Annotated in this window: 30 protein-coding genes; 19 read left to right on the top strand and 11 right to left on the bottom strand. The window is 66.7% G+C overall.

The window, feature by feature from the left end:
- Nucleotides 1-5 precede the first annotated feature (5 nt).
- From EJI00_RS08860 to EJI00_RS08845, 4 genes are read right to left on the bottom strand one after another with little or no spacing between them, the layout of a single operon-like run.
- Nucleotides 6-995: a Bug family tripartite tricarboxylate transporter substrate binding protein gene (locus EJI00_RS08860; protein WP_126747083.1), complete on the bottom strand. Its 990-nt coding sequence runs from the start codon at nucleotides 993-995 to the stop codon at nucleotides 6-8.
- A gap of 35 nt (nucleotides 996-1,030) precedes the next feature.
- Nucleotides 1,031-1,795 carry an SDR family NAD(P)-dependent oxidoreductase gene (locus EJI00_RS08855; RefSeq protein WP_126747082.1) on the bottom strand — a complete coding sequence of 255 codons (765 nt, stop codon included), beginning with the start codon at nucleotides 1,793-1,795 and terminating at the stop codon, nucleotides 1,031-1,033.
- A 23-nt stretch (nucleotides 1,796-1,818) separates the two neighbouring features.
- The gene (locus EJI00_RS08850; RefSeq protein ID WP_126747081.1) at nucleotides 1,819-3,672 is read right to left on the bottom strand and encodes a feruloyl-CoA synthase; all 1,854 of its coding nucleotides are present in this window, start codon (nucleotides 3,670-3,672) and stop codon (nucleotides 1,819-1,821) included.
- The gene (locus EJI00_RS08845) at nucleotides 3,669-4,442 is read right to left on the bottom strand and encodes a crotonase/enoyl-CoA hydratase family protein (protein WP_126747080.1); all 774 of its coding nucleotides are present in this window, start codon (nucleotides 4,440-4,442) and stop codon (nucleotides 3,669-3,671) included. The genes EJI00_RS08850 and EJI00_RS08845 overlap by 4 nt, the downstream gene beginning before the upstream one ends.
- 104 nt (nucleotides 4,443-4,546) lie before the next feature.
- On the opposite strand from EJI00_RS08845, the gene EJI00_RS08840 reads away from it, so the two are divergent.
- Nucleotides 4,547-5,413, top strand: coding sequence for an amidohydrolase family protein (locus tag EJI00_RS08840; RefSeq protein WP_126747079.1), 867 nt, complete (start codon nucleotides 4,547-4,549; stop codon nucleotides 5,411-5,413).
- A gap of 24 nt (nucleotides 5,414-5,437) precedes the next feature.
- Here EJI00_RS08840 and kefC read toward each other — a convergent pair whose 3' ends face one another.
- Together kefC and EJI00_RS08830 are read right to left on the bottom strand one after the other, a co-directional pair.
- Nucleotides 5,438-7,288, bottom strand: a complete 1,851-nt coding sequence (gene kefC, locus EJI00_RS08835; RefSeq protein WP_126747078.1) for a glutathione-regulated potassium-efflux system protein KefC — start codon at nucleotides 7,286-7,288, stop codon at nucleotides 5,438-5,440.
- A 2-nt stretch (nucleotides 7,289-7,290) separates the two neighbouring features.
- Nucleotides 7,291-8,043 carry an NAD(P)H-dependent oxidoreductase gene (locus EJI00_RS08830; RefSeq protein ID WP_126747077.1) on the bottom strand — a complete coding sequence of 251 codons (753 nt, stop codon included), beginning with the start codon at nucleotides 8,041-8,043 and terminating at the stop codon, nucleotides 7,291-7,293.
- Between the two features lie 91 nt (nucleotides 8,044-8,134).
- Between EJI00_RS08830 and EJI00_RS08825 the strand changes: the two genes are divergently transcribed.
- On the top strand, nucleotides 8,135-8,755 hold the full coding sequence (locus tag EJI00_RS08825) for a ParA family protein (protein ID WP_126747076.1): 621 nt from the start codon (nucleotides 8,135-8,137) through the stop codon (nucleotides 8,753-8,755).
- 52 nt (nucleotides 8,756-8,807) lie between these two features.
- Complete coding sequence (locus EJI00_RS08820) at nucleotides 8,808-9,278, top strand: MaoC family dehydratase (RefSeq protein WP_126747075.1); 471 nt, start codon at nucleotides 8,808-8,810, stop codon at nucleotides 9,276-9,278.
- A gap of 31 nt (nucleotides 9,279-9,309) precedes the next feature.
- Here the strand turns inward: EJI00_RS08820 and trmL are convergent, their stop codons facing one another.
- Complete coding sequence (gene trmL / locus EJI00_RS08815; protein ID WP_126747074.1) at nucleotides 9,310-9,771, bottom strand: tRNA (uridine(34)/cytosine(34)/5-carboxymethylaminomethyluridine(34)-2'-O)-methyltransferase TrmL; 462 nt, start codon at nucleotides 9,769-9,771, stop codon at nucleotides 9,310-9,312.
- A 28-nt stretch (nucleotides 9,772-9,799) separates the two neighbouring features.
- Complete coding sequence (locus tag EJI00_RS08810) at nucleotides 9,800-10,516, bottom strand: ComF family protein (RefSeq protein ID WP_126747073.1); 717 nt, start codon at nucleotides 10,514-10,516, stop codon at nucleotides 9,800-9,802.
- Nucleotides 10,517-10,539: 23 nt separating this feature from the next.
- On the opposite strand from EJI00_RS08810, the gene EJI00_RS08805 reads away from it, so the two are divergent.
- From EJI00_RS08805 to EJI00_RS08775, 8 genes are all read left to right on the top strand, one after another.
- Nucleotides 10,540-11,454, top strand: a complete 915-nt coding sequence (locus EJI00_RS08805) for a biotin synthase (protein WP_126747072.1) — start codon at nucleotides 10,540-10,542, stop codon at nucleotides 11,452-11,454.
- A 226-nt stretch (nucleotides 11,455-11,680) separates the two neighbouring features.
- Nucleotides 11,681-12,157 (top strand): DUF2244 domain-containing protein, encoded by a 477-nt coding sequence (locus EJI00_RS08800; protein WP_126747164.1) that lies wholly within the window; start codon nucleotides 11,681-11,683, stop codon nucleotides 12,155-12,157.
- 59 nt (nucleotides 12,158-12,216) lie between these two features.
- Nucleotides 12,217-13,395, top strand: a complete 1,179-nt coding sequence (coxB, locus tag EJI00_RS08795) for a cytochrome c oxidase subunit II (protein ID WP_126747163.1) — start codon at nucleotides 12,217-12,219, stop codon at nucleotides 13,393-13,395.
- A 55-nt stretch (nucleotides 13,396-13,450) separates the two neighbouring features.
- On the top strand, nucleotides 13,451-15,088 hold the full coding sequence (ctaD, locus tag EJI00_RS08790) for a cytochrome c oxidase subunit I (protein WP_126747071.1): 1,638 nt from the start codon (nucleotides 13,451-13,453) through the stop codon (nucleotides 15,086-15,088).
- A gap of 32 nt (nucleotides 15,089-15,120) precedes the next feature.
- The gene (locus tag EJI00_RS25255; protein ID WP_221885034.1) at nucleotides 15,121-15,237 is read left to right on the top strand and encodes a cytochrome oxidase small assembly protein; all 117 of its coding nucleotides are present in this window, start codon (nucleotides 15,121-15,123) and stop codon (nucleotides 15,235-15,237) included.
- Nucleotides 15,238-15,256: 19 nt separating this feature from the next.
- The gene (locus EJI00_RS08785; RefSeq protein ID WP_126747070.1) at nucleotides 15,257-15,883 is read left to right on the top strand and encodes a cytochrome c oxidase assembly protein; all 627 of its coding nucleotides are present in this window, start codon (nucleotides 15,257-15,259) and stop codon (nucleotides 15,881-15,883) included.
- Nucleotides 15,880-16,095, top strand: a complete 216-nt coding sequence (locus tag EJI00_RS08780; protein ID WP_126747069.1) for a DUF2970 domain-containing protein — start codon at nucleotides 15,880-15,882, stop codon at nucleotides 16,093-16,095. Before EJI00_RS08785 ends, EJI00_RS08780 begins: the two co-directional genes overlap by 4 nt.
- 75 nt (nucleotides 16,096-16,170) lie before the next feature.
- Complete coding sequence (locus EJI00_RS08775; protein ID WP_126747068.1) at nucleotides 16,171-17,052, top strand: cytochrome c oxidase subunit 3; 882 nt, start codon at nucleotides 16,171-16,173, stop codon at nucleotides 17,050-17,052.
- 74 nt (nucleotides 17,053-17,126) lie between these two features.
- Here EJI00_RS08775 and EJI00_RS08770 read toward each other — a convergent pair whose 3' ends face one another.
- Nucleotides 17,127-17,348 carry a twin transmembrane helix small protein gene (locus tag EJI00_RS08770; protein ID WP_185868093.1) on the bottom strand — a complete coding sequence of 74 codons (222 nt, stop codon included), beginning with the start codon at nucleotides 17,346-17,348 and terminating at the stop codon, nucleotides 17,127-17,129.
- Nucleotides 17,349-17,384: 36 nt separating this feature from the next.
- Here EJI00_RS08770 and EJI00_RS08765 point away from each other — a divergent pair, with 36 nt between their 5' ends.
- From EJI00_RS08765 to EJI00_RS08740, 6 genes are read left to right on the top strand one after another with little or no spacing between them, the layout of a single operon-like run.
- Nucleotides 17,385-18,194: an SURF1 family protein gene (locus EJI00_RS08765; RefSeq protein WP_126747066.1), complete on the top strand. Its 810-nt coding sequence runs from the start codon at nucleotides 17,385-17,387 to the stop codon at nucleotides 18,192-18,194.
- Nucleotides 18,178-18,861: an SCO family protein gene (locus tag EJI00_RS08760; protein ID WP_126747065.1), complete on the top strand. Its 684-nt coding sequence runs from the start codon at nucleotides 18,178-18,180 to the stop codon at nucleotides 18,859-18,861. Before EJI00_RS08765 ends, EJI00_RS08760 begins: the two co-directional genes overlap by 17 nt.
- A 6-nt stretch (nucleotides 18,862-18,867) precedes the next feature.
- Nucleotides 18,868-20,082, top strand: a complete 1,215-nt coding sequence (locus EJI00_RS08755; RefSeq protein ID WP_126747064.1) for a COX15/CtaA family protein — start codon at nucleotides 18,868-18,870, stop codon at nucleotides 20,080-20,082.
- A complete protein-coding gene (gene cyoE / locus EJI00_RS08750; protein ID WP_126747063.1) occupies nucleotides 20,079-20,984 on the top strand; it encodes a heme o synthase in 906 nt (301 codons plus the stop codon). The genes EJI00_RS08755 and cyoE overlap by 4 nt, the downstream gene beginning before the upstream one ends.
- A gap of 17 nt (nucleotides 20,985-21,001) precedes the next feature.
- Nucleotides 21,002-21,619 carry an SCO family protein gene (locus EJI00_RS08745; protein ID WP_185868092.1) on the top strand — a complete coding sequence of 206 codons (618 nt, stop codon included), beginning with the start codon at nucleotides 21,002-21,004 and terminating at the stop codon, nucleotides 21,617-21,619.
- A gap of 19 nt (nucleotides 21,620-21,638) precedes the next feature.
- Nucleotides 21,639-22,481: a DNA alkylation repair protein gene (locus EJI00_RS08740; protein WP_126747061.1), complete on the top strand. Its 843-nt coding sequence runs from the start codon at nucleotides 21,639-21,641 to the stop codon at nucleotides 22,479-22,481.
- 59 nt (nucleotides 22,482-22,540) lie between these two features.
- Here the strand turns inward: EJI00_RS08740 and rpoH are convergent, their stop codons facing one another.
- A complete protein-coding gene (gene rpoH / locus EJI00_RS08735) occupies nucleotides 22,541-23,482 on the bottom strand; it encodes an RNA polymerase sigma factor RpoH (RefSeq protein WP_018906715.1) in 942 nt (313 codons plus the stop codon).
- A gap of 146 nt (nucleotides 23,483-23,628) precedes the next feature.
- Nucleotides 23,629-24,093 carry a DUF962 domain-containing protein gene (locus tag EJI00_RS08730; RefSeq protein WP_126747162.1) on the bottom strand — a complete coding sequence of 155 codons (465 nt, stop codon included), beginning with the start codon at nucleotides 24,091-24,093 and terminating at the stop codon, nucleotides 23,629-23,631.
- Nucleotides 24,094-24,262: 169 nt separating this feature from the next.
- Between EJI00_RS08730 and EJI00_RS08725 the strand changes: the two genes are divergently transcribed.
- On the top strand, nucleotides 24,263-24,973 hold the full coding sequence (locus EJI00_RS08725; protein WP_126747060.1) for a response regulator transcription factor: 711 nt from the start codon (nucleotides 24,263-24,265) through the stop codon (nucleotides 24,971-24,973).
- Entirely contained in the window at nucleotides 24,970-26,748 is a 1,779-nt protein-coding gene (locus EJI00_RS08720) for a hybrid sensor histidine kinase/response regulator (RefSeq protein ID WP_260590574.1), read from the top strand. The genes EJI00_RS08725 and EJI00_RS08720 overlap by 4 nt, the downstream gene beginning before the upstream one ends.
- The last annotated feature ends 8 nt before the right edge of the window (nucleotides 26,749-26,756 follow it).

Here is a 26,756-nt window from a genome sequence, read left to right as displayed (position 1 = left end):
ACGTATCAGGACTCGGCGGTGAAGCCGATCTTCTTGACCAGCGGACCCCAGCGCTCGTATTCGGCCTGGAGCGATTTCTTCATGTCTTCGGGCGAGGAGCCGTGCGCGATCAGGCCGACCGACAGCAGGCCCTCGGCCACGGTCTTGTCCTTGAGGGCCGCCTGGATCGCGGTGCTCGCCGCGGCGACAACGCTGGCCGGCGTCTTGGCGGGCGCGAAGAAGCCGAACCATTCGTCGGCCACGATCTCCGGGAAGCCCTGCTCGATGAAGGTGGGCACATCGGGCAGGTAAGCCACGCGCTGCGCACCCGAGGTGGCGAGCACACGCAGCTTGCCGGCCTTGGCGAAGGGCAGGTAGTCGCCGACGGGCGTCATGCTTGAGGCGATCTGCCCGCCCACCACGTCGTTGATGGCCGGCAGCGAGCCGCGGTAGGGAATGTGGCGCAGGTCGGTGCCGCTGTTCAGGCCGAGCAGCGCGCCGAGAAAGTGCGGCGTGGAGCCCGCGCCCGGCGAGCCGTAGCTGGCCTGACCGGGATTGGCCTTGGCCCAGGCGATGTAGTCCTTCAGCGTCTTCACAGTGGCCGGCACCATCGGTCCGACCGCGAGGCCGTGTGTCATGACGGCGCCGATCGAAACGGGCGCGAAATCGGCAAGGCCGTAGCTCAGCTTGGTGTAGATGTGCGGGTAGGTCGACAACGCGGAGGCCTGCGCGAGGCAAAGCACCGAGCCGTCGGCCACCGAAGACTTGAGCGTTTCGAGCGCAATGCGCCCGCCCGCGCCGGGCTTGTTCTCGACCACTGCGTTGATCTTCGAGAACGGCGTATCGCCGAGCTTCTCGGCCACGCGTCGCGCCACACTGTCGCCCGCGCTGCCGGCAGGAAAGCCGTAGTAGATTTTTGCCTGCTGCACCGCCTGGGCGAGTGCGGCAAGCGGATGCAGGGCGCCGAATGCGGCTGCGCCGCCGAGTGCTGTCACGAACTGACGTCGATTGGTCATGGTCTTGTCTCCTGTATTTTTTCGAGGGGCTGGAATCAGCGCGGCGCCATGCGCAAGGCGCCGTCGAGGCGAATCACTTCGCCGTTCAAATGCCCGTTGGTCACGATGTGGCAGGCCAGCTCGGCAAATTCCGAAGGCTTGCCCAGCCGCGGCGGAAACGGAATCGACGCAGCCAGCGACTGCTGCACGGCTTCGGGCAGTTCCATCAGGAGCGGCGTGGCAAAGAGGCCCGGCGCCACGGTGCACACGCGAATGGCGTGCTGCGCCAGGTCGCGCGCCATCGGCAGCGTCATGCCCACCAGGCCGCCCTTCGATGCGCTGTAGGCCTGCTGGCCCACCTGGCCGTCGAAGGCCGCGACCGATGCGGTGAAGAGCATCACGCCCTTTTCGCCGTTGTCGAGCGCATCGAGCTTGGCGCAGCGTGCTGCGAACAGGCGCGCCATGTTGTAGCCGCCGATCAGGTTGATGTTGACCACGCGCACGAAGTCTTCGAGCGGCGCGGGGTTGCCGTCCTTGCCGACGATGCGCTTCGCGCTGCCGATGCCCGCCACGTTCATGAGGATGCGCGCGGGGCCGTGCGCCGCGGCCGCCTTGTCGAGCGCGGCGTTGACGCTCTCGGTATCGGTGATGTCGCAGACGCATGCCACGCCACCGATCTCCGAAGCCACCTTTTCGGCGAGCTCCGCATTGCGGTCGAGCACGGCCACCTTGGCGCCCAGCCGCGAGAGTTCGCGCGCGGTGGCTTCGCCCAGGCCCGATGCGCCGCCGGTGACGAGTGCTGCTTGTCCTTCGATCTTCATGGTGTGTGTCTCCTGGATGTGGGTCAGCGGGGCTTCAAGGTGAAGGGCAGGGTGTCGGCATGCAGCGCCTCGACCAGGTGGGCGCGGTGCTTGAGCACGGCGCGCTGGTTGATGGAGCCCTTGTCGGTCACTTCGCCCTTGTCGATGGAAGGCGGCTCGGCCATCAGGTGCAGTCGCGCGATGCGGTTGGCGCTGCCGGTGCCCATGGCGGCCAGTTCGTTGGCCACCTGCTGGAAGTGCGCCTGCACCGGCGCGCTTTCGAGCACCTGCTGCATCGTTGCGTCTGCCGGCAGGCCGGCGAGCTCGCGCACCTTCTGCGTGGGGAAGATCAGCGCACCGACTTCCTTCAAGTTGATACCGGTCAGCACCGCGTCTTGCACATAGGGTGCACCGGCCGCGATGATCTTCGCGCGCAGCGGGCCCACGCTCACGAAGGTGCCGGTGGCCAGCTTGAAGTCTTCGGCAATGCGGCCGTCGAAGCGCAGGCCGCGGTGGATGTTGTTCTCGTCGATCCACTTCACCGCGTCGCCGGTGCAGAAGAAGCCCTCTTCGTCGAGAGCCTCGGCCGTGGCCTCTGGCGCGCGCCAGTAGCCGGGCGTGATGTTGGGGCCGCGGTAGCGCACCTCGGTCTTGCCGTCGACCTGGATCAGCTTGAGCTCGATGCCCGCCGCCGGCAGGCCGATGTCGCCCGACTTGACCTCGGGGCCGGTAACGTACAGCGCGAACGGGCCCGACTCGGTCATGCCCAGCCCCGTGCCCATGACGATGCGCTCGCCCACTTCAGCCTCTTGCGTCTTGTGCAGGCTGTCCCAGATGGGCTGCGCGAGCGCAGCGCCGGAATAGAAGAACATCTTCACGCGCGACAGCAGGTTGCGGCGCAGCACCGCATCGGTTTCCATGGCGTGCGCAATGGCCTCGAAGCCGGTCGGCACGTTGAAGTAGATGGTGGGCGCGATCTCGCGCAGGTTGCGCAGCGTCTCGGCCATGCCGCCGGGCGTGGGTTTGCCGTCGTCGATGTAGAGCGTGCCGCCGTTGTCCAGCACGATGCCCACGTTGTGGTTGCCGCCGAAGGTGTGGTTCCACGGCAGCCAGTCGACCAGCACCGGCGGCTCTTCGCCAAGCGCGGGAATCGATTGGCGCAGCTGCTGCTGGTTGGCGCACCACATGCGGTGCGTGTTGATCACCGCCTTGGGCATCTTGGTGGAGCCCGAGGTGAACAGGAACTTGGTGATGGTGTCCGGGCCGGTGGCGCGCATCGCGGCGTCGATGGCCGGTGTTGCGGGCGTGGCGGCGAGCGCGTCCAGGGGGGTGGTGGCGCGGCCTTCGAGCTGGCCTTCGGCGAGGACGACCTCGGTGCCGGCCGGCACCACGGCCTGGATGGCGCGGGCGTAGCGAGCGGCGTCGGCGGCGAAGACAAGGCCCGGCGTGAGCGTCTCCAGCACGTGGCGCAGCTTTTCGAAGTCCTGGCTCACCAGCGAGTAAGGCGGGGACACGGGGCAATACGGCACGCCGGCATAAAGGCAACCCAGGGCCAGCAGCGCGTGTTCGATGCTGTTCTCGCTGAGGATCGCGACCGGGCGGCCCGGGCTCAGGCCGCGATCGAGCAGGGCCTGGCCGATGCTGCGCGCCTTCTGCAGCGCCTCGGCGTAGCTCACGCGCTGCCAGTCGCCGGTGCTGCCGTCGGCCAGCCGTTCGCGGCAGGCGATGAAGGTGCGCTCGGGCGCCGCTTCGGCCCAGTGCGCCAGGCGGTCTGTCATGCGGTCGCGGTAGGGGCCGAGCTCTGTTTCAGCGCGCAGGTACTGCGTGCCCGGCGCGCCTTCGCGCAGCACTGCGCGCGTGACGCCGAACGCCAGCGGACGGTATCGGATCGTGGTCATCCCTTGCTCACCTTGGCGCCGCGGCCTTCGAGGAAATCGCGCACGCGCTCCTTGGCCTCTGGCGCGTTCTGCACGATGCCGGACATCAGTGCCTCGGTAAAGAAGCCGTGGTCGGCCGACTGCTCGGCAATGCGCGGCAGCGCATGCATGAGCGCGTAGTTGGTGAGCGGCGCGTTGGTGGCAATGCGCTTGGCGAGTTCAAAGGCCTTGTCGAAAGCGGCGCCTTCGTCGACCAGGTATTGCGCGAAGTTGGCGCGCTCGCCGTCTTCCGCGTTGTAGACACGGCCGGTCATCATCATGTCGGTCATGCGGGCCACGCCGATCAGCTTGGGAATGCGGACCGAGCCCCCGCCGCCCACGAAGATGCCGCGCGAGCCTTCGGGCAGCGCATAGAAGGTGGAGCGGTCGGCCACGCGGATGTGGCAGGCGCTGGCCAGCTCCAGGCCGCCGCCCACCACCGCGCCGTGCAGCGCGGCAACCACCGGCACCGGGCCGTGCTGGACGAGGTCGAGCGCGGCGTGCCACAGGCGCGAATGCTGCATGCCCTGGCCCGCGTCGCGCTCTTTCAGTTCGCTCAGGTCGAGGCCGGCGCAGAAGTGCGGGCCTTCGCCGTCGAGCACCGCCGCGCGCACGGTGGAGGGCAGGGTCTCGAAGGTATTGCGCAACGCGAGGATCAACCCGTCCGAAAGGGCATTGCGTTTGGCGCCGCGCGTCAGGCGAACGATGGCGACTTCGTCGCGAATGTCGAGTTGGAGGTCGGGATTGGTCATGATTGCATTCGTGTGTGAGTTGGATTATGGTTATGATAAATAATCAATTCAAGGCACTTGAGCGCCCCAAAGCCTAGGGACTTACCCGTACCGGAGACAACGAGATGGACCACAAGAACCTCATCGCGATCGATATCCACACCCACGCCGAAGTGAGCTGCTGGAACCCGTTCGACAACTACGGCGAGGAATACGACCGCGCCGCGGACAAGTACTTCGGCTCGAGCGGCCGTCCGACCATTGCCGAGAGCGTGGCGTACTACCGTGAAAGAAAGATCGGCCTGGTGATGTTCATGGTCGACGCCGAGTCGAACATGGGCCGCCGGCGCATTCCGAACGAGGAAATCGCCGAGGCTGCGCAGAAGAACAGCGACATGATGATCGCCTTCGCCAGCATCGATCCGCACAAGGGAAAGATGGGGGCGCGCGAGGCGCGGCGGCTCATCGAAGAGCATGGCGTGAAGGGCTTCAAGTTCCACCCGACGGTGCAGGCTTTTCACCCCTACGACAAGATGGCTTGGCCGCTCTATGAGGTGATTGCCGAGCACAAGCTGCCGGCCATCTTCCACACGGGCCACAGCGGCATCGGCTCGGGCATGCGCTGCGGCGGCGGCCTCAGGCTGGAGTACAGCAACCCGATGCACCTGGACGACGTGGCCATCGACTTTCCGGACATGCAGATCGTGATGGCGCACCCCAGCTTTCCGTGGCAGGACGAAGCGCTGAGCGTGGCCACGCACAAGCCCAATGTGTGGATCGACCTGTCGGGCTGGAGCCCCAAGTATTTTCCCAAGCAGCTGGTGCAGTACGCCAACACGCTGCTGAAGGACCGCATCCTGTTCGGCAGCGACTACCCGCTGATCACGCCCGACCGCTGGATGAAGGACTTCGAGACCGCCGGCTTCAAGCCCGAGGTGATGCCGGGCATCTTGAAGGGCAACGCGGTGCGGCTGCTCAAGCTGGAAGGCTGACCGGGAGCCAGCCGAAGGGCGGGCTCAGCCGTCCGCCTCTTCCTTCTCGTCGAACCGGTCCCAGTCGCGGCCCGAACGGCGCTGCCGTTCCTCGCGTTCGCGCGCCATCTGCTCCTCGAACTGCTGGCGGCCTGCCTTGTTGGCCGCAATGAGCTTGGCGCGGTCCTTGTAGTGCGGGTAGATCTCCTCGCTCAGCAGGATGTTCCGGCGACGGAACCGCATGGCCGTTTCGCGCGCCTCGTGCGCGGGCCAGCCTAGCGCCTCGAGCGTCGTGCGGGCGCTGCGCAGCGACGATTCGAACACCTCGCGTTCCACATCGGTCACGCCGCGGTCGCGCAGCTGGAAAAGGTGCGTCACGTTGCGGGCCCGCGCGATGATGCGTGCCTGCGGAAAGTGCTCCTTCACCAGGTCGACGATATCGAGCGACTGCTCGATGTCGTCCACCGCCACCACAATGGCCTTGGCCGTGCCGGCGCCCGCGGTGCGCAGCAGGTCGAGCCGCGTCGCGTCGCCGTAGAACACGCGAAAGCCGAACTGGCGCAGACCTTCGACCGTGTCGGCATCGTGGTCGAGCACCGTCACGCGCAGGCCTTGCGACATCAACATGCGCCCCACGATCTGCCCGTAGCGCCCGAAGCCGCAGATCAGCACCTTGGCGTCCTGCTGCTCTGAAATTTCTTCGAGCTGCGCGCCGTTGTTGCGGCTGTAGCGCGGCAGCACGAACTTGTCGAGCAGCACCAGCAAAAGCGGCGACAGCAGCATCGACAGCGCCACGGCGCCGATCAGGAGCGAGGTGATTTCGGGCGGCAGCACGTCGGGCCCCGCGGCCTGGAACACCACGAACGCGAACTCGCCGCCCTGCGCCAGCAGCAGCGTGAACACGGGGCGCTCCTGGTAGGCCAGGCCCATGGCCTTGGCCAGCGCATAGATCACCGCCAGCTTGATGGCCATGAAGCCGACCACCAGCGCGGCCATGAGCCAGGGGCTCGCGATCAGCACGCCGAAGTTGATCGACATGCCTACGGCGATGAAGAACAGGCCGAGCAGCAGGCCCTTGAAGGGTTCGATGTCGGTTTCGAGCTCGCGCCGGTATTCGCTTTCGGCCAGCAGCACGCCGGCAAGAAAGGCGCCGAGCGCCATCGAGAGGCCCACGAACTGCATCAGCGCGGCAATGGCCACCACCAGCAGCAGCGCCGCGGCGGTGAAGATCTCTGGCGTGTCGCTGCGCGCGATCCAGCGCAGCAGCGGGCGCAAGGCAAGACGGCCGCCCAGGATGATGCCGGCGATCACGCCGACGATCTTCAGGCCCTCGAGCGTGCGGTCGAGCCCGCTGAGCGACTGTTCTGCGGCCGTGGCGCCCGCCAGCAGGGGCAGCAGCGCGAGAATGGGAATGGCCGCCACGTCCTGGAACAGCAGGATCGAAAAGCCGGCCTGGCCGCTCGGCGTCCTGAGCAGATTGCGTTCGCCGAACACCTGCAGCGCAATGGCCGTGGACGAGAGCGCCAGGCCGAGCGCCGCCACCAGCGCCACGCGCCATTCGGCGCCGGCCGCCCAGCCCACGGCAAACAGCACCGCCGCGCAGCTCAGCACCTGCGCGGCGCCCCAGCCGAAGATGGGGCGGCGCAGGTTCCACAGTCGCTTGGGTTCAAGCTCCAGGCCCACGAGAAACAGCATCAGCACCACGCCGAACTCGGCGAAATGCAGCACTTCTTCCACGCTGGAAACAAGGCCCAGCCCCCAGGGGCCGATGGCGATGCCGGCCACGAGGTAGCCGATGATCGAGCCGAGGCCCAGGGCCTTCGAAAGCGGCACCACCAGCACGGCGGCGCTCAGGTAGATAAGGCTGCTGGTCAGCCAGGCGGGTGCGTGTTCCATGCTCAGGCCGAGCCTTTCTTGCCGCTGTTTTCTTCTTCGTTGGCGGCGGACATGAAAGCCAGGCCATGGGTCATTGCGGATTGGAAGGCGCCGGAGGTCGCCGCGCCCGGCTCGTCGTGCTCGGCGGGGCGATCGGTCTCGGGCACGGGGCAGGCCACGCACGCATCGAGCTCTTCCAGTTCGGGCCAGTCGGGGTAGCTGCCGAGCCGCTGGGCGAACACGTCGACATGGGCTGCCACGTCGGCTTCGCTGGCGCTGCGCGCGCCGTGAAAGACCAGCGGCGGCAAGAAGCGCATGCCGCACAGCGCTGCGGTCTGCTCGTAGGGCGGCAGGAAGGCGTCGAAGAAATAGCGGTGATAGCTTTGCGGGTGGTAGCTCTGCTCGGGGCTGCCCGTGGTGACGGCCAGCCACAAGTCCTTGCCCTGCAATGCGGTGCCGCCCGGGCCGTAGGCCCAGCCGTAGCCGAGCACGTCGTCGAGCCAGAGTTTTTGCAATGCCGGCATCGAATACCACTGGATCGGGTGCAGCAGCACCACCAGGCTGGCTTTGGCAAGCCGCGCCTGTTCGGTCTCGATGTCGATGGAAAAGTCAGGGTAGCTGCCGTAGAGGTCGTTCACCTCCACGCCGGGCACCGAACGCGCGGCGGCCAGGAGCCGGCGGTTGACGCGGGAATCGCGCCAGTGCGGATGGGCCGCAAGCACATAGATGCCGCCGGATTCGGCGCCGGCGGCAGCCGCGGGGGTTGTTGTCGTCATGCCGCGAACATAGCTCAAGATCGGCGCCTGCCGGCCGGGTGCGCCTCGTGTCGCTACGATGCGGGCTGTTCCAGCTCTGGAGGAGATGCTCATGCCGGTGGTTCTGGTCGCCAACCCCAAGGGTGGCGTAGGCAAGTCGACGCTCGCGACGAACATCGCAGGCTATTTCGCGAGCCGCGGCCATGCCGTGATGCTTGGCGACGTGGACCGCCAGCAATCGTCGCGCCTCTGGCTCGGCCTGCGGCCGCCGCAGGCGCGGCCCATCGCCACCTGGGAGGCCACGGGCGACAGCGCCGTGGTGCGGCCGCCGCGCGGAACCACGCATGCCGTGCTCGACACGCCGGCCGGCCTGCACGGATGGCGCTTCAAGGAAGTGCTGGCCCTGGCCGACCGGGTGATCGTGCCGCTGCAGCCGAGCATCTTCGACATCTACGCCACGCGCGATTTTCTCGACCGGCTGATGGAGCAGCGCCGTGCCGAAAAAACCAAGATCAGCCTTGTGGGCATGCGCGTGAACGCCCGCACCCTGGCCGCCGATCGGTTGAACGAGTTCATCGCAAGCCTGGGCGTGCCGGTGCTGGGCGAGCTGCGCGACACGCAGAACTACGTTCAGCTCGCGGCGCGCGGGCTCACGCTGTTCGACATCGCGCCCGGACGCGTGCAGCGCGACCTGGAGCAGTGGCAGCCGATCTGCGAATGGCTGGAGGGCTGAGGCTTTCGGCTGTCGCGGTGCCGACACCCGCACCCGCGGCCTTGGCGCCAGAATGCCGCGCATGACCAAAAAGACATTCCAGACCCTTCAGGATCTTGCCGCCTGCGTTGGCCAGGAAGTCGCCGTGAGCGACTGGATCACCATCACGCAGGAGCAGGTTAACCAGTTCGCCGAAGCCACGGGCGACCACCAGTGGATCCATGTCGACATCGAGCGCGCCAAGGCCGGCCCCTTCGGCGGGCCGATTGCCCATGGCTTCCTGACGCTGTCGCTGCTGCCGCGCTTCTACGAGACGGCGCTGGACGTGGTCGAGTCGCGCATGGGCGTGAACTACGGGCTGAACCGGGTGCGCTTCATGTCGCCGGTGCCGGTCGGCAAGCGGCTGCGCGCGCGCATGAAGCTGCTCACGGCCGAGCCGATTGCGGACGACGGCATCCAGATGACCTGGGAAACCACGATCGAGCTCGAAGGCGCGGCCAAGCCGGCCTGCGTGGCGGAGTCGGTGGTGCGCCGCTACCGCTGAGTTCGCCTCGGCTGGCGGCAGGAACACCCGCTCAGCTGAATCCGTTCTGCCGCCAGGCTTCGAACACGGTCACTGCCACCGCGTTCGAAAGATTGAGGCTGCGCTGCCCCTCGCGCATCGGCAGGCGCAGGCGTTGGGGCTCGGCAAAACCCTCTCGCACCGCCGGCGGCAGCCCGCTCGTCTCTGATCCGAACACCAGCCAGTCGCCGGGTTGGAAGCGAACGTCGTGCACGGCGCGGGTGCCGCGGGTGGTGAGCGCAAACATGCGCCCGGCCGCGGGCTTTTCGGTGTCGAGCAGGGCCTGCCAACTTGCATGGCGCTTGACCTCGGCGTACTCGTGGTAGTCGAGCCCGGCGCGGCGCAGCAGCCGGTCTTCCATCGAAAAGCCGAGCGGCTCGACCAGGTGAAGCGCGCAGCCTGTGTTGGCCGCCAGGCGGATCACGTTGCCCGTATTCGGCGGGATTTCGGGGTGGACCAGGACGATATGGAACATGCGCCGATTGTCGCGGTGGCGCGCCCGCTCAATGCGGCGCAGCGGTCCGCGCCAGCACCACAGCCGTGATGTGGGCCGCGCCGGCCAGCCGCAGCGCCGCGGCCGCCGAAAAGAGCGAGGCACCCGTCGTCATCACATCGTCGACCAGCACCACGCGCCGGCCCTGCAGCTGGCTCGCGCGCAGGGGCTCCACCGCGAAGGCGCCGCGCAGGTTGCGAAGGCGTTCGGCGCGCGCAAGGCCGATCTGCGCCGGCGTGTCGCGGGTGCGCAGGAGCAGCGTGGCGTCGGTCTTGGCGGGCGCCAGCCGGCGCGCCAGTTCGAGTGCCTGGTTGAAGCCGCGTTGGCGCAGCCGGGCGGGTGCCATGGGCATCGGCAGTACGGTGTCGCAGTTTTCCAGCGCCGGTTCTACCCAAGGCACGCTGCGCATCAGCGTCGACAAGGGCCCGGCCCAGCCCGCCTCGCCGCGGAACTTGAACTGGGCGATGCATTCGGGCCACGGCCACGCATAGTCGCAGGCCGCAAGGCAGGCATCGAGCGGCGGCGGATCGCCCATGCATTCGCCACACCGGACCACGCCCTGCGGAACAGCCAGCGCACAGCTGCCGCAGCGATCGGCCTGAGGCGCAAAGCGGGCCACGCAGGCATCGCAAACGCGCCGGGAAGGCCAGGCGCGGCACACCTCGCACTGGCTGGGCAGCCGTGCAAGCAGAGAGGTCAAAGGTCGACGGGCCCAACGGCTGAACATGGCCTCAATATACTCACGGCCCCATGGCCACCGACCCCGCAAGAAGACCGCCGACCATCGATCCCACGGCGGCCGCACGCTGGAGGCGGCTCGCGCCTGCCGACGGCTCCCCCTGGCTGCACGAGGAAATCGGCCGCCGCATGGAAGACCGGCTGCAATGGATCAAGGCGCAGCCACGCACCTGGGCCGACTGGGCCCCCCTTCGCGGCGGCCTGGAGGCGCACGAACTCGTGGCCCGGCGCTATCGCGAGGCTGCCTGCTTCGTGATCGAACCCGAACCGGCCCTTGCCGCCGCAACCAGCCAGGTGTTGGCAGCGCCCTGGTGGAGCGCGCGCCGATGGCAGGGCGGCAAGGCGCGCTTCGATGCGCCGCCGGAAGACGGCGTCGACCTGCTCTGGGCCAACATGTCGCTGCATATGGCGGCCGACCCCGAGGCGCTCATCGCGCACTGGCACCGGCTGGTGGCGACCGACGGCTTCCTGATGTTCTCGTGCCTGGGCCCCGACACGGTCCGCGAGCTGCGGGCCCTGCACGCGCGGCTTGGCTGGCCGGCGGCGGGCCACGAATACACCGACATGCACGACTGGGGCGACATGCTGGTGCATGCCGGCTTTGCCGAGCCGGTGATGGATATGGAACGCATCGTGCTTACCTGGGCCACGCCCGAGGCGGCGCTTGCCGAGCTGCGAACGCTCGGGCGCAACCTGCATCCGGCGCGCTTTCCGGCGCTGCGCGGCAAGGCGTGGCACCGGTCGCTGAAAGCGGCACTGCCCGAACTGGCGCCGGCGGAAGAGGCCGGCGGGCGCATTGCGCTGACCTTCGAAGTCATCTATGGCCACGCCTTCAAGCCGGCGCCGCGCGTGGCGCTTTCGGCCGAGAGCGCGGTGTCGCTGCGCGAGATGCGCTCGATGCTTCAGCGCGGCCGGCCCGGCGCCTGAGCCGCCGGGCCGCTCCCAAGGCGAAGACCGTAGCGCGCAGCGCGGAGGCTAACGATGAGCCGCCGGGGGCCAAAGCTGCGCATCTTGCGGGCGGGCACCTGTGTCTACCCGCTACAATCCGCCGTTGCGTGAAACTCGCGGGTGTTGTTCCGCGAACGAGGTCTGTCCGATCCTGTGGAGACAAGGGGTTGGCCGGCGTCGACGCACCGATTTGCTGAACTCGCCCGTGTCGAATTCCGTGTTTCGTTTTGCCACCGTTTCAGGCCAGAACATCCACTGGTTCCTGAAGCGCAATTGCTCGGTGACGCCGAGCCAGCTGGGCTGGCTCTACGCCTCGCTGTGCGTGGTGTCGCTCGGTATCGGTACGGTGTTCTGGCTGCTCGGGGCGCCGCTGGTGCTGCCCTTTGCCTGGCTCGAATTGGCGGCGGTGGGATTTGTATTCATGCTGTACGCGCGGCACGCGACCGATGGAGAAAAGATCGCGTTGCAGGGCGGACGGCTGGTGGTGGAGCTCGAGAACGGTGGAGACTACGAGCGCACGGAATTTCTGCCGCACCAAGTGCGGATCGAACCGCAGGCCGGCGATCGCTCGCTGATCGAGGTCTCGGGTCAGGGTCGATCGGTCAGGGTGGGGCGCTATGTACGCCCGGAGTTGCGAGCCGCACTGGCGCGCGAGATTCGCATGGCGTTGCGTGGCGCCTGAACGGCTCGCGCGGCGCTGCACGGTTGGGTTTGTTGAAAAAATTGAGAAACGTGAACACGATGAAGAGCATTTGGCGCAACAAGTACAGGCCGGCGAATCTGTTGCTGGCGGCCGGCGCGGCTTTCAGCGGCGCGGCGCACGCAGTCAACGATCTGCCCGGCGGCCCCTCGGTGCGCCAGCTGAATCTTCCGCTTGGCGTTACCAAGATTGCGCAGGAACAGCACTTCCTGCACACGGTGATGATGATCCTGTGCACGGTCATCTTCGTCGCCGTGTTCGCGGTCATGTTCTATTCGATCTGGAAGCACCGCAAGTCGGTCGGCCACAAGGCGGCCAACTTCCATGAATCGGTGGTGGTCGAGGTCATCTGGACCATCGTGCCGTTCATCATCGTGATCGTGATGGCGCTGCCCGCCACCAAGGTGCTGGTGGCCCAGAAGGACACCACCAACGCCGACCTCACCATCAAGACCACCGGCTACCAGTGGAAGTGGGGCTATGACTACCTCACGGGCGAAGGCGAGGGCCTGGCCTTCATCTCCACGCTCGACAGCTCGCACCGCGCCATGTCCGATGCCGGCGCCAAGGGCGAGATGCCCGCCGACTACCTCTTCAAGGTCGACAACCCGCTGGTCGTGCCGGTGCAGAAGAAGGTCCGCATCATCACCACCGCCAACGACGTGATCCACGCATTTGCAGTGCCTCAGCTCGGCATCAAGCAGGACGCGATTCCCGGCTTCGTGCGCGACACCTGGTTCCGCGCCGAAACCGTGGGCGACTACTACGGCCAGTGCCAGGAACTCTGCGGCAAGGAGCACGCCTACATGCCCATCCACGTGAAGGTGGTTTCGGCCGCCGACTACACGGCGTGGGTCGACACCAAGCGCAAGGAAGCCGCCGCCAAGCTCGACGACCCGAGCAAGGTCTGGACGCTGCCCGACATGATGGCCCGCGGCGAGAAGGTCTACGCGGCCAACTGCGCGACCTGCCACCAGGCCAACGGCAAGGGCGCGGGCCCGATCAAGGCGCTCGACGCCAGCCCCAAGGTGGTCGACGCCGACCACAAGGTGCAGCTGCTGGTGCTGCTCAACGGCCAGAACAACGGTGCGATGCCGCCCTGGAAGCAACTGAGCGATACCGACCTGGCCGCCGTTGCCACCTATACCAAGAACAGCTGGTCGAACAAGACGGGCCAGCTGGTGCAGCCGGCCGAAGTTCTGGCCCTGCGCGGCAAGTGATCGCGAAGATCGAGCCCAAGCGCCCCGCGACGAAGAAATTGCAAGGAACAATGAAATGAGTGCAGTCCTCGACCCCCACGGTCACGCCCACGACGGCCACGCACACGATCACGACGAGCACCATGCAGCGCCCACCGGCTGGCGCCGCTGGGTGTTCGCCACCAACCACAAGGACATCGGCACGCTCTACCTGCTGTTCAGCTTCACGATGCTGATGGTGGGCGGTGTGCTCGCGCTGCTGATCCGCGCCGAGCTGTTCCAGCCCGGCCTGCAACTGGTCAACCCCGAGCTGTTCAACCAGTTCACCACCATGCACGGTCTGATCATGGTGTTCGGCGCCATCATGCCGGCGTTCGTGGGCTTTGCGAACTGGATGATCCCGCTGCAGATCGGCGCATCCGACATGGCCTTCGCGCGCATGAACAACTTCAGCTTCTGGCTGCTGATTCCCGCGGCGCTGATGCTCGTGGGTTCGTTCTTCATGCCCGGCGGCGCACCCGCTGCCGGCTGGACGCTCTACGCCCCGCTCACGCTGCAGATGGGCCCCTCGATGGACGCTGGCATCTTCGCGATGCACATCATGGGCGCCTCGTCGATCATGGGCTCGATCAACATCATCGTCACCATCCTGAACATGCGCGCGCCCGGCATGACGCTGATGAAGATGCCGATGTTCTGCTGGACCTGGCTCATTACCGCCTACCTGCTGATTGCCGTGATGCCCGTGCTCGCAGGCGCCATCACCATGACGCTGACCGACCGCCACTTCGGCACCAGCTTCTTCAACCCCGCCGGCGGCGGCGACCCGGTGATGTACCAGCACATCTTCTGGTTCTTCGGCCACCCCGAGGTCTACATCATGATCTTGCCGGCCTTCGGCATCATCAGCCAGATCGTGCCGGCGTTCTCGCGCAAGAAGCTGTTCGGCTACGCCTCCATGGTGTACGCCACCTCGTCGATCGCGATCCTGTCGTTCATCGTCTGGGCGCACCACATGTTCACGACCGGCATGCCGGTCACGGGCCAGCTGTTCTTCATGTACGCGACCATGCTGATCGCGGTGCCGACGGCCGTGAAGATCTTCAACTGGATTGCCACCATGTGGCAGGGCTCGATGACCTTCGAGACCCCGATGCTGTTCGCCGTGGGCTTCATCTTCGTGTTCACGATGGGCGGCTTCACCGGCCTCATCCTGGCCATTGCCCCCATCGACATCCAGCTGCAGGACACCTACTACGTGGTGGCCCACTTCCACTACGTGCTGGTGGCCGGCTCGCTCTACGCGATGTTCGCGGGCTACTACTACTGGGCGCCCAAGTGGACGGGCGTGATGTACAGCGAAACGCGCGGCAAGATTCACTTCTGGTGGTCGCTGATCTCGTTCAACATCACCTTCTTCCCGATGCACTTCCTGGGCCTGGCCGGCATGCCGCGCCGCTATGCCGACTACCCGATGCAGTTCGCCGACTTCAACGCGGTGGCCTCGATCGGCGCCTTCGGCTTCGGTCTTGCACAGGTCTACTTCTTCTTCTTCATCGTGCTGCCGACCATGCTCGGCAAGGGTGAGAAGGCGCCGCAAAAGCCATGGGAAGCCGCGGAAGGCCTCGAGTGGGAAGTGCCGTCGCCGGCGCCTTTCCACACCTTCGAGAACCCGCCCAAGCTCGATGCGACCGCCACCAAGGTGATCGGCTGAACGCTGCACGGCCGCCGGCCCGCATGACGACAATGACCACGCCCGAACAAAGAAAGAGCAACCGACGCATGGGGCTCACGCTGGCCTCCATCGCCGTGATGTTCTTTCTCGGATTCCTGGTCCGCATGATCTGGTTCAGCGGACGCTGAAGCGAACGGAGCCGCACGCATGAGCCTCGGTCAACGCATCAAGCGCGCCAATGTCCGCATGGTCGGCAAGCTGGCCGTGGTGGCCTGCGGCATGTTCGCGTTCGGCTATGCGCTGGTGCCGCTCTACCGCGCCATCTGCGAAATGACCGGCATCAACATCCTCGCGCTCAACGAGCTCGAAGTGCCGGGCGGCGCAAGCGGCGGCAAGAACGTGCGCGTTCCCGACAACTCCCAGGTCGACACCAGCCGCACCATCACGGTCGAGTTCGACTCCAACGTCCGCGGCGGCCTCTGGGACTTCAAGCCCGCCGCGCGGACGATGCAGGTGCACCCCGGCCAGCTCAATACGGTGGTTTACGAGTTCCAGAACGTGCAGAACCGCCGCATGGCGGCGCAGGCCATCCCGAGCTATGCGCCGCAGCAGGCCGCGCCGTACTTCAACAAGCTCGAGTGTTTCTGCTTCAACCAGTACACCCTCGACCCCGGTGAGAAGAAGGAGTGGCCGGTCGCGTTCGTGATCGACCCGAAGATCTCCAAGGACGTGAAGACGATCACGTTGTCGTACACCTTCTTCGAAGTCGGCGGCAAGACGCCGGCGGCGCCGGTCGCCGCTGTTTCCAATACCGCCCATGAGCCCCGCTCGTGACCGCCGACCCGAATTCGCCGCCGCGCAAGGCCACGCTGTGGGACACGGTGAAGGCCGTCTGCTGGTCGTTCTTCGGCGTGCGGAAGAAAAGCGCCTACCAGGACGACCTGGCCAAGCTGAACCCGCTGCACATCATCGCGGTGGCATTTGCCGCGGTCATTGTTTTCATCGTCGGCCTGGTGCTGCTGGTGCGCTACGTGGTTGCGCCCTGACCGCGCGCCGCAGGGCCCACGACATCCAGACCCCATCGAATTGAATCGAGAGAAGAAAGAAAGCCAGGAGCTGATATGAGTTCAACCACCCACGGCACCACGCCCTACTACTTTGTGCCCGGGCCATCGGCCTACCCGGTCATGGCCTCGATCGGCCTGTTCTTCGTGATTCTTGGCGCCGGCCAGTGGATCAACGGCCACCAGTGGGGCGCGTGGTCGCTGCTGCTCGGCATGGTCGTGTGGCTTGCCACGTTGTTCGTGTGGTTCCGCGCCGCCATCGGCGAGAGCGAAAGCGGCCAGTACGGCCACAAGATCGATCTCTCGTACCGCTGGAGCATGAGCTGGTTCATCTTCTCCGAAGTGATGTTCTTCGGCGCTTTCTTCACCGCGCTGTGGTGGGCCCGCACCCACGCGCTGCCGGCGCTCGGCAGCCTGGACAACGCGCTGCTCTGGCCCGACTTCAAGGCCGTGTGGCCCAGCATTGCCGCTGGTGCAACCGGTTCGCCGGCCGACATCGTCGAGCCCTTCCAGACCGTCGGCCCGTTCTGGCTGCCCACGATCAACACCGCGCTCCTGCTGAGCTCGGGCGTCACGCTCACCATTGCGCACCATGCGCTGCGCGCCGACCATCGCGCCCAGTGCATCCGCTTCATGTGGCTCACGGTGCTGCTCGGCGTGGTCTTCCTGGGTGTCCAGGGCTATGAATACTTCCACCTGTACACCGACCTGAACCTCAAGCTCAGTTCGGGTGCCTACGGTTCGACCTTCTTCATGCTGACCGGCTTCCACGGCCTGCACGTGTTCATCGGCATGCTGATGCTGCTGTTCATTACGCTGCGCCTGCAAAAGGGCCACTTCACGCCGGAGCGCCATTTCGGCTTCGAAGGCGCGGCCTGGTATTGGCACTTTGTCGACGTGGTGTGGCTTGGCCTTTACGTGCTGGTCTACTGGCTTTGAGCGAAACCCGCGGCATACAAACAAAAAGGCGCCGGAAGGCGCCTTTTTCATGGTTCTCGTGGAACGAGCACCATCTACTTGCCGAGCGGGAGCCCGGTGGGCCGGATGTACCCGAGTTTCCAGGCGAGCAGCATGCAGAGGAACAAAACCACGGAGATGCCGATCCGAAAGGTGAGCGCGCGCGCCATGCCGCCGCTTTTGGCGCGCCCGTTGCGCCCGTCTTTCAGCATGTAGAAGAGCGCAAAGGCAAGGCTCGCGAAGATGCCCAGGAAAGCCAGGGCGACGAAGTATTTCATGACCCCGATTATCGGCCGCGCGCCTCATCCCTTCCAGTGACGCCGGAACCCCTTCGACCCGCCGCCAGGGCGCCGAGGCGAGGCCGCTTCGTGCTGGTCACGCTGGCCGCGGTGCTGACCTTGGCCGCCACGGTCTCCCTGGGCCGCTGGCAGCTTTCGCGCGCCGCGCAGAAGGAGGCGCTGCAGGCCGAGATCGAAGCCCAGAAGCAGAAGCCGCCGCTCGACCAGGCCGAATTTCTCGCGCTGGAGGCACCCGCCGGCGAGTTGCATCGGCCCGTGCGGCTGCGCGGCCTCTGGCTGACGCCGCAGACGGTCTACCTGGACAACCGGCAGATGCACGGCGTGCCCGGTTTCTATGTGCTGACCCCGTTCGCCCTCGAAGGCAGCGACCAGGCCGTGATGGTGCAGCGAGGCTGGGTGCAGCGCAATTTCAATGACCGCAAGCAATTGGGCGCGGTCGAGACGCCGGTCGGCATCGTCGAAGTCACCGGGCTGATCGAGCCGCCGCCCGGCCACTTGTTCGAACTCGGCAAACCGGCCGCCGCCGCCTCGGCACCGGAAGGCGAGGGGTCTTCGCCCATCCGGCAGAATCTCGACCTGGAATCGTTCCGCGCCGAAACCAAGCTGCCGCTGCGCACCGACGTGTCGCTGCAGCAGGTCGGCCCCGCTTCCGAGGGGTTGCAGCGCGACTGGCCGGCCCCCGCACTGGGTCTGGAGAAGCACTACGGCTATGCATTCCAGTGGTTCGGGCTCTCAGCCCTCGTGGTCATCCTCTATGTCTGGTTCCAATTCATTGCCCCCTTCCGCCGCTCCAGGCGCCGCACACACGATGCAAGCAGCCTCTGACGAACCCCTGGGCCTGACGGTGCACTCGATGCCGTCGCCCAACCAGGCACTCGACGGCGCCGAGGGCCGCCGCACGGTCGTCGGGCGCTGGAAGATGATTGCCGTGATGCTGATGTGCGCCGCGCCCGTCATCGCGTCCTACTTCACCTACTACGTGATCCGGCCCGAAGGCCGCAGCGTCTATGGCGAGCTCATCGATCCGCAGCGCGTGCTGCCGGCGCTCACCGCCACCGACCGCAACGGCGCGCCGGTCGACGTTGCCACGCTCAAGGGTCAGTGGCTGCTGGTTGCGGTGGCCGATGCGGCCTGCAATGCGCTCTGCGAACAGCAGCTCTACCTGCAGCGCCAGCTGCGCGAAAGCCTGGGCCGCGAAAAAGACCGGCTCGACCGCGTCTGGCTCGTGAGCGACGCGGCCCCCGTGCCCGCGCGCCTGGAGAACGGCCTGCGCGGCGCCACCGTGCTGCGCGTGCCGGCCGAGCAGCTTGCCCAGTGGTTTGCGCCCGTTCAAGGCCATTCCCTGGCCGAGCACCTGTACGTGGTCGATCCCATGGGCAACTGGATGATGCGTTTTCCGGCCGGCATGGATGCCAAGGGTGCCAGCCGCGCCAAGCGCGATCTCGACCGCCTGCTGCGCGCTTCCGCCTCCTGGGACGAACCCGGCCGCTGACACCGCATGGACACCGGCTCGCTCTACGACCTCACACCGATCGCCTGGCTGATGGCGGCCGGCGTGCTGATCGCGCTCGGCCCGCTGGCGTGGGTGTGGCGCCGCAATGCCGGCGCCGGTCCGGCGCGCCGGCTGCACGCGCTCACCGTGCTCACGCTGTTTCTCACTTTCGACCTCACGCTCTTCGGCGCCTTCACTCGGCTCACCGATTCGGGCCTGGGCTGCCCTGATTGGCCCGGCTGCTACGGCAACGCGAGCCCGGTCGGCGCGCGCCACGAAATTGCAATGGCGCAGTCGGCCCAGCCGACCGGCCCGGTGACGCACAGCAAGGCATGGGTCGAGATGGTCCACCGCTATCTGGCCACCGGAGTGGGCGTGCTCATCCTCGTGCTCGCGGGGGGCACCTGGATCGTGCGGCGCCGCCAGCGCCGCCTGCCCGTGCAGGCGGAGGGCGAACACGCCACGCTCAGCGCGTGGTGGCCGGCGGTGACGCTGGTCTGGGTCTGCCTGCAGGGCGCATTCGGCGCGCTCACCGTGACCTGGAAGCTCTTTCCGGCGATCGTCACGCTTCACCTGCTGGGCGCCGTGGTGCTGCTGGTGCTGCTGTGCATCCAGGCCGTGCGCTACCGGCAGGCCGCCGCGGACCGGCTACCCACTGCCGTATCGCCCGCATTGCGCAACGGGTTGCTTGCCACTTCTGCATTGCTTCTGCTGCAGATTGCGCTCGGCGGCTGGGTCAGCACCAATTACGCCGTGCTGGCGTGTACCCAGTTTCCGACCTGCCAGGGCAGCTGGTGGCCGCCGATGAACTTTGCGCAGGGCTTCGAAATCTGGCGCCACCTGGGCGTGACAGGCAGCGGCGCGCCGCTCGATTTCTCGGCGCTCACGGCCATTCACTATGCGCACCGGCTGATGGCCTACGCGGTGTTTGCGGCGCTGGGTGTGCTCGCGTGGCGCTTGCGCCGCATCGAGCCGCTGCGGCCGCAGGCCGGATGGTTGGCGGGCCTGGCCCTGCTGCAGCTTGCAACCGGCCTGGGCAACGTGCTGCTCGGCTGGCCGCTCGCGGCCGCCGTGCTGCACACCGGCGGCGCCGCGGCGCTGGCCGTCGTGCTGACCTGGGCAATCTGCGAAAGCCGCCGCGGGACCGCGGCCGCAACCGTACACAACAAAGACAAGGCGCCCGGCGCCCTGCAAGAAAACCAGAGGAGGGCTACCGCGTGAGTACGCCGATTTCCGTGGAGCAGGCGAGCACCGCCAACGTGCTGCGCCAGTTCTATGCGCTGACCAAGCCGCGCGTGGTGCAGCTGATCGTTTTCTGCGCCCTCATCGGCATGGTGCTGGCCGTACCCGGTGCCCCGACATGGCCCGACGTGCAGCGCGCACTGCTGGCTTGCGTCGGCATCTGGCTGGTTGCGGGTGCTGCGGCGGCGTTCAACTGCCTGGTCGAGAAGGGCATCGACGCCAAGATGAAGCGCACCGCGTGGCGGCCCACCGCGCGCGGGCAGCTCAGCGACCTGCAGGCCCTGGTGTTCTCCGCGCTGCTGTGCGTGGCGGGCTCGGCGCTGCTGTGGTTCAAGGTCAACCCGCTCACCATGTGGCTGACCTTTGCCACCTTCGTCGGCTATGCGGTCATCTACACCGTGATCCTCAAGCCGCTGACGCCGCAGAACATCGTGATCGGCGGCGCCTCGGGCGCGATGCCGCCGGTGCTGGGCTGGGCCGCCATGACGGGCGAGGTCGGCCCCGAGGCGCTCATCCTGTTCCTCATCATCTTCCTGTGGACGCCGCCGCACTTCTGGGCGCTGGCGCTCTACCGTGTCGAGGACTACCGCAAGGCCGGCTTGCCGATGCTGCCCGTGACGCACGGCAACGAGTTCACGCGGCTGCAGGTGCTGCTGTATACCTTCATATTGTTCGCGGCCTGCCTCATGCCTTTCATCTACGGCATGAGCGGCTGGCTCTACCTGGCCGTGGCGGTGGGCGTGAGCATCGGCTTCACGGGCTATGCCTTTGCGCTCTGGCGCAATTACTCCGACGCGCTGGCGCGCAAGACCTTCCGGTTTTCGCTCATTCACCTGAGCGTGCTGTTCGCGGCATTGCTCGTCGACCACTATCTCCGCTGATCGAAATGTCCGTATCCATGAACAAGCGAAATGCTCTCAAGTTGATCATCGGCAGTGCAGGGTGGGCGGGTGCTGCCGCCACCCTCGGCCTGGGGCTTTCGGGCTGCAGCGAACCCAAGCCGAGCTTCAACGCGGTGGACATCACCGGCGCTGATTACGCCAAGGACTTCTCGCTGAAAGACGCCGACGGCAAGGTCCGCACCATGGCCGACTTCAAGGGCAAGGTGGTGGTGCTGTTCTTCGGCTACGCGCAGTGCCCCGATGTGTGCCCGACCACCATGACCGAAATGGCCCAGGTCAAGCAGCAGCTCGGCAGCGACGGCGACAAGCTGCAGGTGGTGTTTGTCACGGTCGATCCGGCGCGCGACACGCCCGAAGTGCTCAAGGCCTACATGGGCGCCTTCGACCCGGCCTTCGTCGCGTTGATTCCCACGCCCGAGCAGCTCGCCGCGGTCGCCAAGGACTTCAAGGTCTACTACAAGAAGGTCGAGGGCAAGACCCCGACCAGCTACTCGATGGACCATTCGGCGGCCAGCTTCGTCTACGACACCGAAGGCCGCGTGCGCCTCTACGCACGCTACGGCACCGGCGTGGCGCCCATGGTGTCCGACGTGAAGGCGCTGCTCAAGGCCTGAACACGCATTGAATCGGCCGATGGACGCTGCTGCCGTTGCCTTCGCCCCGGTCGATCACCTGAAGACGCGCAAGGGCGCGTTCCGCATCGCGCTCATTCCGCCCGAAGTGCTGCACGCACTGAACGACGGGTTGCTCGAAACCGTCAACCTCAACGAATTTCTGGCGCTGGAGCTGCCGCAGCTGGCGCGCAGCGTGGCGGGCCATATCGGCCTGGATCCGGCGAGCGAGCGGCTGGCCGACACGCTCGCGATGCTCGGTGCCTTCAAGCCGATGCAGCGCCACGGCCACATTGCGCGTGCGCTCTACGACCTGGCGGCACTGCATGCCGAGCGCGATGCCGTCGCGCACCGGCTGGCCACGCACGCCAGCGACGTGGCGCGCTGCTGGGCCGCACAGTGGGTGGCGCTTTCCGGGTTGCCGCTGGCGGCGCAACTGCAGGCGGTGCGCCGCTTTGCCGCCGACTCGCACTTCGGCGTGCGCGAAATCGCCTGGATGGCGGTGCGCGAAGCCGTCATCGGCTCGCTCGACGAATCGCTGGTGCTGCTGCAGCCCTGGGCAGCCGATGCCGACCCGAACATCCGCCGCTTTGCCAGCGAGCTCACGCGACCGCGCGGCGTGTGGTGCGCGCAGATCGAGGCGCTCAAGGCCGAGCCCTGGCGCGCGCTGCCGCTCATCGAGCCGCTGCGCGCCGACCCCAGCCGCTATGTGCAGAACTCGGTGGCCAACTGGCTCAACGACGCGAGCAAGACCCAGCCGGAGTGGGTCGATCGGCTCTGCACGCGCTGGACCGACGAGTCGGACACGACGGCAACCCGGTACATCGCCAAGCGCGCGCTGCGGACCCTTTCGAAGCAGGCGTGACTGAATGAAAAAAGCCCGGCATCGCCGGGCTTTTTTCTGGGCGAAGAGCCCAGCGAGGCTCACGCGTAGTCGGCCAGCGCCTTCTTCATCTTCTTCATCGCCGCGACTTCGATCTGGCGAATGCGCTCGGCGCTCACGCCGTACACCGCCGCCAGGTCGTGCAGCGTCATGCCGCCCGAACCGTCGTCGTTGACCTTGAGCCAGCGCTCTTCCACGATGCGGCGGCTGCGTTCGTCCAGCGCCTCGAGCGCCGTGGCGATGCCGTCGCTCGAGAGCCGGTCGCGCTGCTGCGATTCGAGCAGGGCGGTCGGTTCCTGCGTGGCGTCGGCCAGGTAGGCGATCGGGCCGAAGGCTTCATCGCCGTCGTCCGACGGACCCGGATCGAGCAGCACGTCGCCGCCCGACAGGCGGGTTTCCATTTCGAGCACTTCCTCGGGCTTGACGTTGAGCCGGGTCGCCATTTGCGACACCTCGTCGGGGCTCAGCGTGTCGCGGTGCGTGCCGTTGTCGGCTGCGGCCGAGTCGGCCTTGAAGCCCTGTTTCATCGAGCGCAGGTTGAAGAACAGCTTGCGCTGGGCCTTGGTCGTCGCGACCTTGACCATGCGCCAGTTCTTCAGGATGTACTCGTGAATCTCGGCCTTGATCCAGTGCATGGCGTAGCTCACCAGCCGCACGCCCTGGTCGGGGTCGAAGCGCTTCACGGCCTTCATGAGGCCGACGTTGCCCTCCTGGATCAGGTCGCCGTGAGGCAGCCCGTAACCCAGGTATTGGCGCGAAATGGACACCACGAGGCGCAGGTGCGAGAGGATCAGCGCACCGGCCGCTTCGAGGTCGTTGTGGTCGCGCAAACGGCGTGCGAAGCCCTGCTCTTCTTCGAGCGTGAGCATAGGCAGGCGGTTGGCGGCCGAAATATAAGCGTCCAGGTTGCCCAGCGGCGGCACCATCGACCATGGATTGGCGACGGCGAGCTGGTTGGCAGAGGCTCCAGACAGCGTGGTCATCAGGGGAAACTCCTTTGTATCGGGCATATTAGCACTCGATTAGAGGGAGTGCTAAGCCAAGGGTTCCCCCTAAGTTTCTATCGGGTCGATAGCCAAAGCTGTCGGCACGAGGGCGGTGCGGCCCGAGGCGCCGTCCGACTCGGGGCTTACCAGCGGATACCCAGGCGCAAAAACAGCCTCGAGAGTACGAACAGCGGCCCCACCCAGAGGTATTGGATGTCTTCGAAGAACGAAGGTTTCCTGCCTTCTATCTTGTGGCCGATGAACTGGAAGATCCATGCCACTACAAAGATGGCGGCCGAAATCGGCAGCACAAGGGTGCCCATGGCCTGAACTGCCGCCAGCACCAAGGCCGTTCCGGCCAGCATGGTGATCAGGAAGGTGGGCGAACGCAGGGTGGCGTAGTAGACGAGGCTCGCCGCCACGAAGCCGTACGCCACCCAGGGATGCAGCGCATACAGCAGGCCGACGATGCTCAGCATGATGGCGGGGATCGCGACGAAGTGAATCAGCTCGTTGGTTGGGTGGCGGTGGCTCTCGCCATAGTGGGCAAGCAGCCGGTCGACCTTGCGGTCGCCTGCCGCGGTGGGGGCATCGGCGGTGTGCATGATGTTCTGTCTCCAAAGCGTCGCTCGGTACGGCGATGTACCTGCATGGTGCCTCCGCGGCCAAGCGATGGCAAGTGCTATGAAAAAAGTAGCGATGCCTTCGCGCGACCTCAACCGTGGGCCATGACTTAGGGCACTGTTGCGCGTTCGGGCCGTCGCTAAGATCGGCCGCGTGGCTCTTCCGCTCGAATCTTCATCCCCTTCGTCGCCTTTGATCGCGGAACCCGTCCCCGCCCGCCCGCCCACCGCCATCCTGGTGGTGGACGACCACGATCTGCTGCGGCTCGGCGTGCGGGCGCTGGTGCAGGCACAGGCCGCTTCTTCCGGCGCGAGCATCGAGGTATTCGAAGCCGGCAATGTGGCTCGCGCGCTGGCGCTCTATGAAGAGCATCGGGACTCGATTGGCCTGGTGCTGCTGGATCTGGCGCTGCCCGACACCCATGGCCTCAGCGGCTTGGCTGAATTTCGCCTGCGCTACCCGGCGGCCCGGATCGTGGTGCTTTCGGGCACGGGCAACACGTCCCTGGCCCAAGGCGCGGTGGCCCTGGGTGCGAGCGCCTTCCTCCCCAAGTCGGCGGATCTGAAGGAGGTGGTGGGCTTTATCCGTGCCTGCGGCCTGCTCGATGGGGGCGTTGCGCAGACTGCGCCTCTCCCCGTCATGAAGACGCTCGGCAGCTACGCCGAAACGGCCCACGCCAGCGCCTGGCAGGAACTCACCCCGCGCCAGATGCAGGTGCTGCAGTGGGTGCTCGAAGGCAAGGCGAACAAGCAAATTGCCCAGATAGCAAACCTGAGCGAAGGCACGGTGAAGAACCATGTATCGACCATCCTGCTGCTGTTCGGCGTGCGTTCGCGCGCGCAATTGATCAGCAGCCTGCGTTGAGCCCGTCGCCCACGGCCGCCGACACGCCGCTGAGCCAGCGGGTGCTGCGCGAGCACGTGGCGTCGGTGTATTTCAACTACAAGGCGACGTTCCTGGCTCGCCTGGTTTTCGTTCTGGTGCTCGGCGGGTTCATGTACCTGCAGCTGGGCGATCCCATGGTGCTGCCGTTCGTCGTGCTGCACCTGGCGCTGTACCTGGGCATGTACTTCACGCCGCGATGGAACCCGTCGGTGCCGGCAGCGGAAAGCGCCTGGTGGGCCCGCAAGATCACCCGCATCGTGACGCTGCTCGGGTTTGCCGATGCGCTCGCACCCTGGATCTTCGTGCCCGCCGGCAATCTGCCCGTCACCGCCGCGCTGATGGTGGTGATGATGGGCAACTGCGCACGCGCGGTGCAGTCACTGCGGCCGCTAAAGGCGGCGCTGTTCGGCCACACGCTGCCGATGATGGGCGGGCTGATCGTCGCGCTGGCATGGCAGGGGGATTCGATTCATCTCTTTCTCGCGGCCTTTGCTGCGATCTATCTCGTCCTGATGCTGCGCGTGGGCGTGCAGGAGCACCAGCTCCTGGCGGACTCGCTGGCCCTGCGCTTCGAAAAGGAAGCGCTGGCCGTGCGGCTGGAGGAACAGATCGCCGCCACCGAGCGCGCCAGCGAAGAAAAGACCCGCTTCCTCGCCAGCGCCAGCCATGACCTGCGGCAGCCGCTGCATGCCATTGCGCTGTTCGGCGCCGCGCTCGAAAACGAATTGCGCGGCCGTCCCGAAGGGGCCCATGCGGAGCGCCTGATGCGCGCGGTGAACGCGCTGGGCACCTCGCTCGACACCATGCTCGACGTGTCGCGGCTCGACGCGGGTGTGGTCACGCCGGAGATCCGGGCGGTGCAGCTCGACGCCTTGTTCCTGCCGCTCAACCACATGTTTTCGCCGCAGGCCGAACAGAAGGAGCTGCAGCTGCGCGTGCGGGCAAGCGGACTGTGGGTGCGCAGCGATCCGCAACTGCTGCACCGCATGCTCTCCAACCTGATCGACAACGCGCTCAAGTACACGGTGAGCGGCGGCGTGACCGTGAGGGCGCGGGCGCGCGGCGACGCCGTGTGGATCGAAGTGCGCGACACCGGCGTCGGCATCGCGCCCGAGCAGATCGGCCGCATCTTCGAAGAGTTCTACCAGGTCGGCAACCCGGGCCGGGACCGATCGCAGGGGCTGGGTATCGGCCTGTCGATCGTGCAGCGCCTGTCGCGCCTGCTGGACCATCCGCTGCAGGTGCATTCGCGCCCGGGGCGGGGCACCCACTTCCGTGTGGTGTTGCCCGCCGCCGCGCCTCTGGCGGCTTCCACCCTGCAGGGCGCCGAGGCTCAGCGGCAGCGCGCCGCAGGAACGCAGGCGCTGCCCCGACGCGTGCTGCTGGTCGACGACGAGGCGGAAATCCGGGAGGCCATGGGCGAGCTGCTGCGCTCCTGGTCCATTGAGGTGGAGGCCGTGGCCGACGAGGCACAGGCGGAAAAGGCCTTGGCGCGGGCGGAAGACCAGGCGCGGCCCTTCGACCTGTTGGTGTGCGACTACCGCCTGGCCGAGGGCAATGACGGGCTGGACGCCGGCCAGCGCCTTCGCCGGCGCCGAGGCACCGACATGCCGCTGTTGCTGGTCACCGGCGAAACCGCACCCGAACGCTTGCAGCGCGTCCGGGCGTCGGGCGTGGCGGTGCTGTTCAAGCCGGTCGATGCCGGCAAGCTGATTCGAACCCTGAGCGAACTCGCGCCCACCGGCGCGACATGACCTTTGGC

Origin of the sequence: Variovorax sp. DXTD-1 (genome assembly GCF_003984625.1) — a bacterium.
Taxonomy (GTDB): Bacteria; Pseudomonadota; Gammaproteobacteria; order Burkholderiales; family Burkholderiaceae_C; genus Variovorax.
Note: the sequence above shows the minus strand (reverse complement) of the source record. Positions and strands in the feature narration are given on the sequence as shown.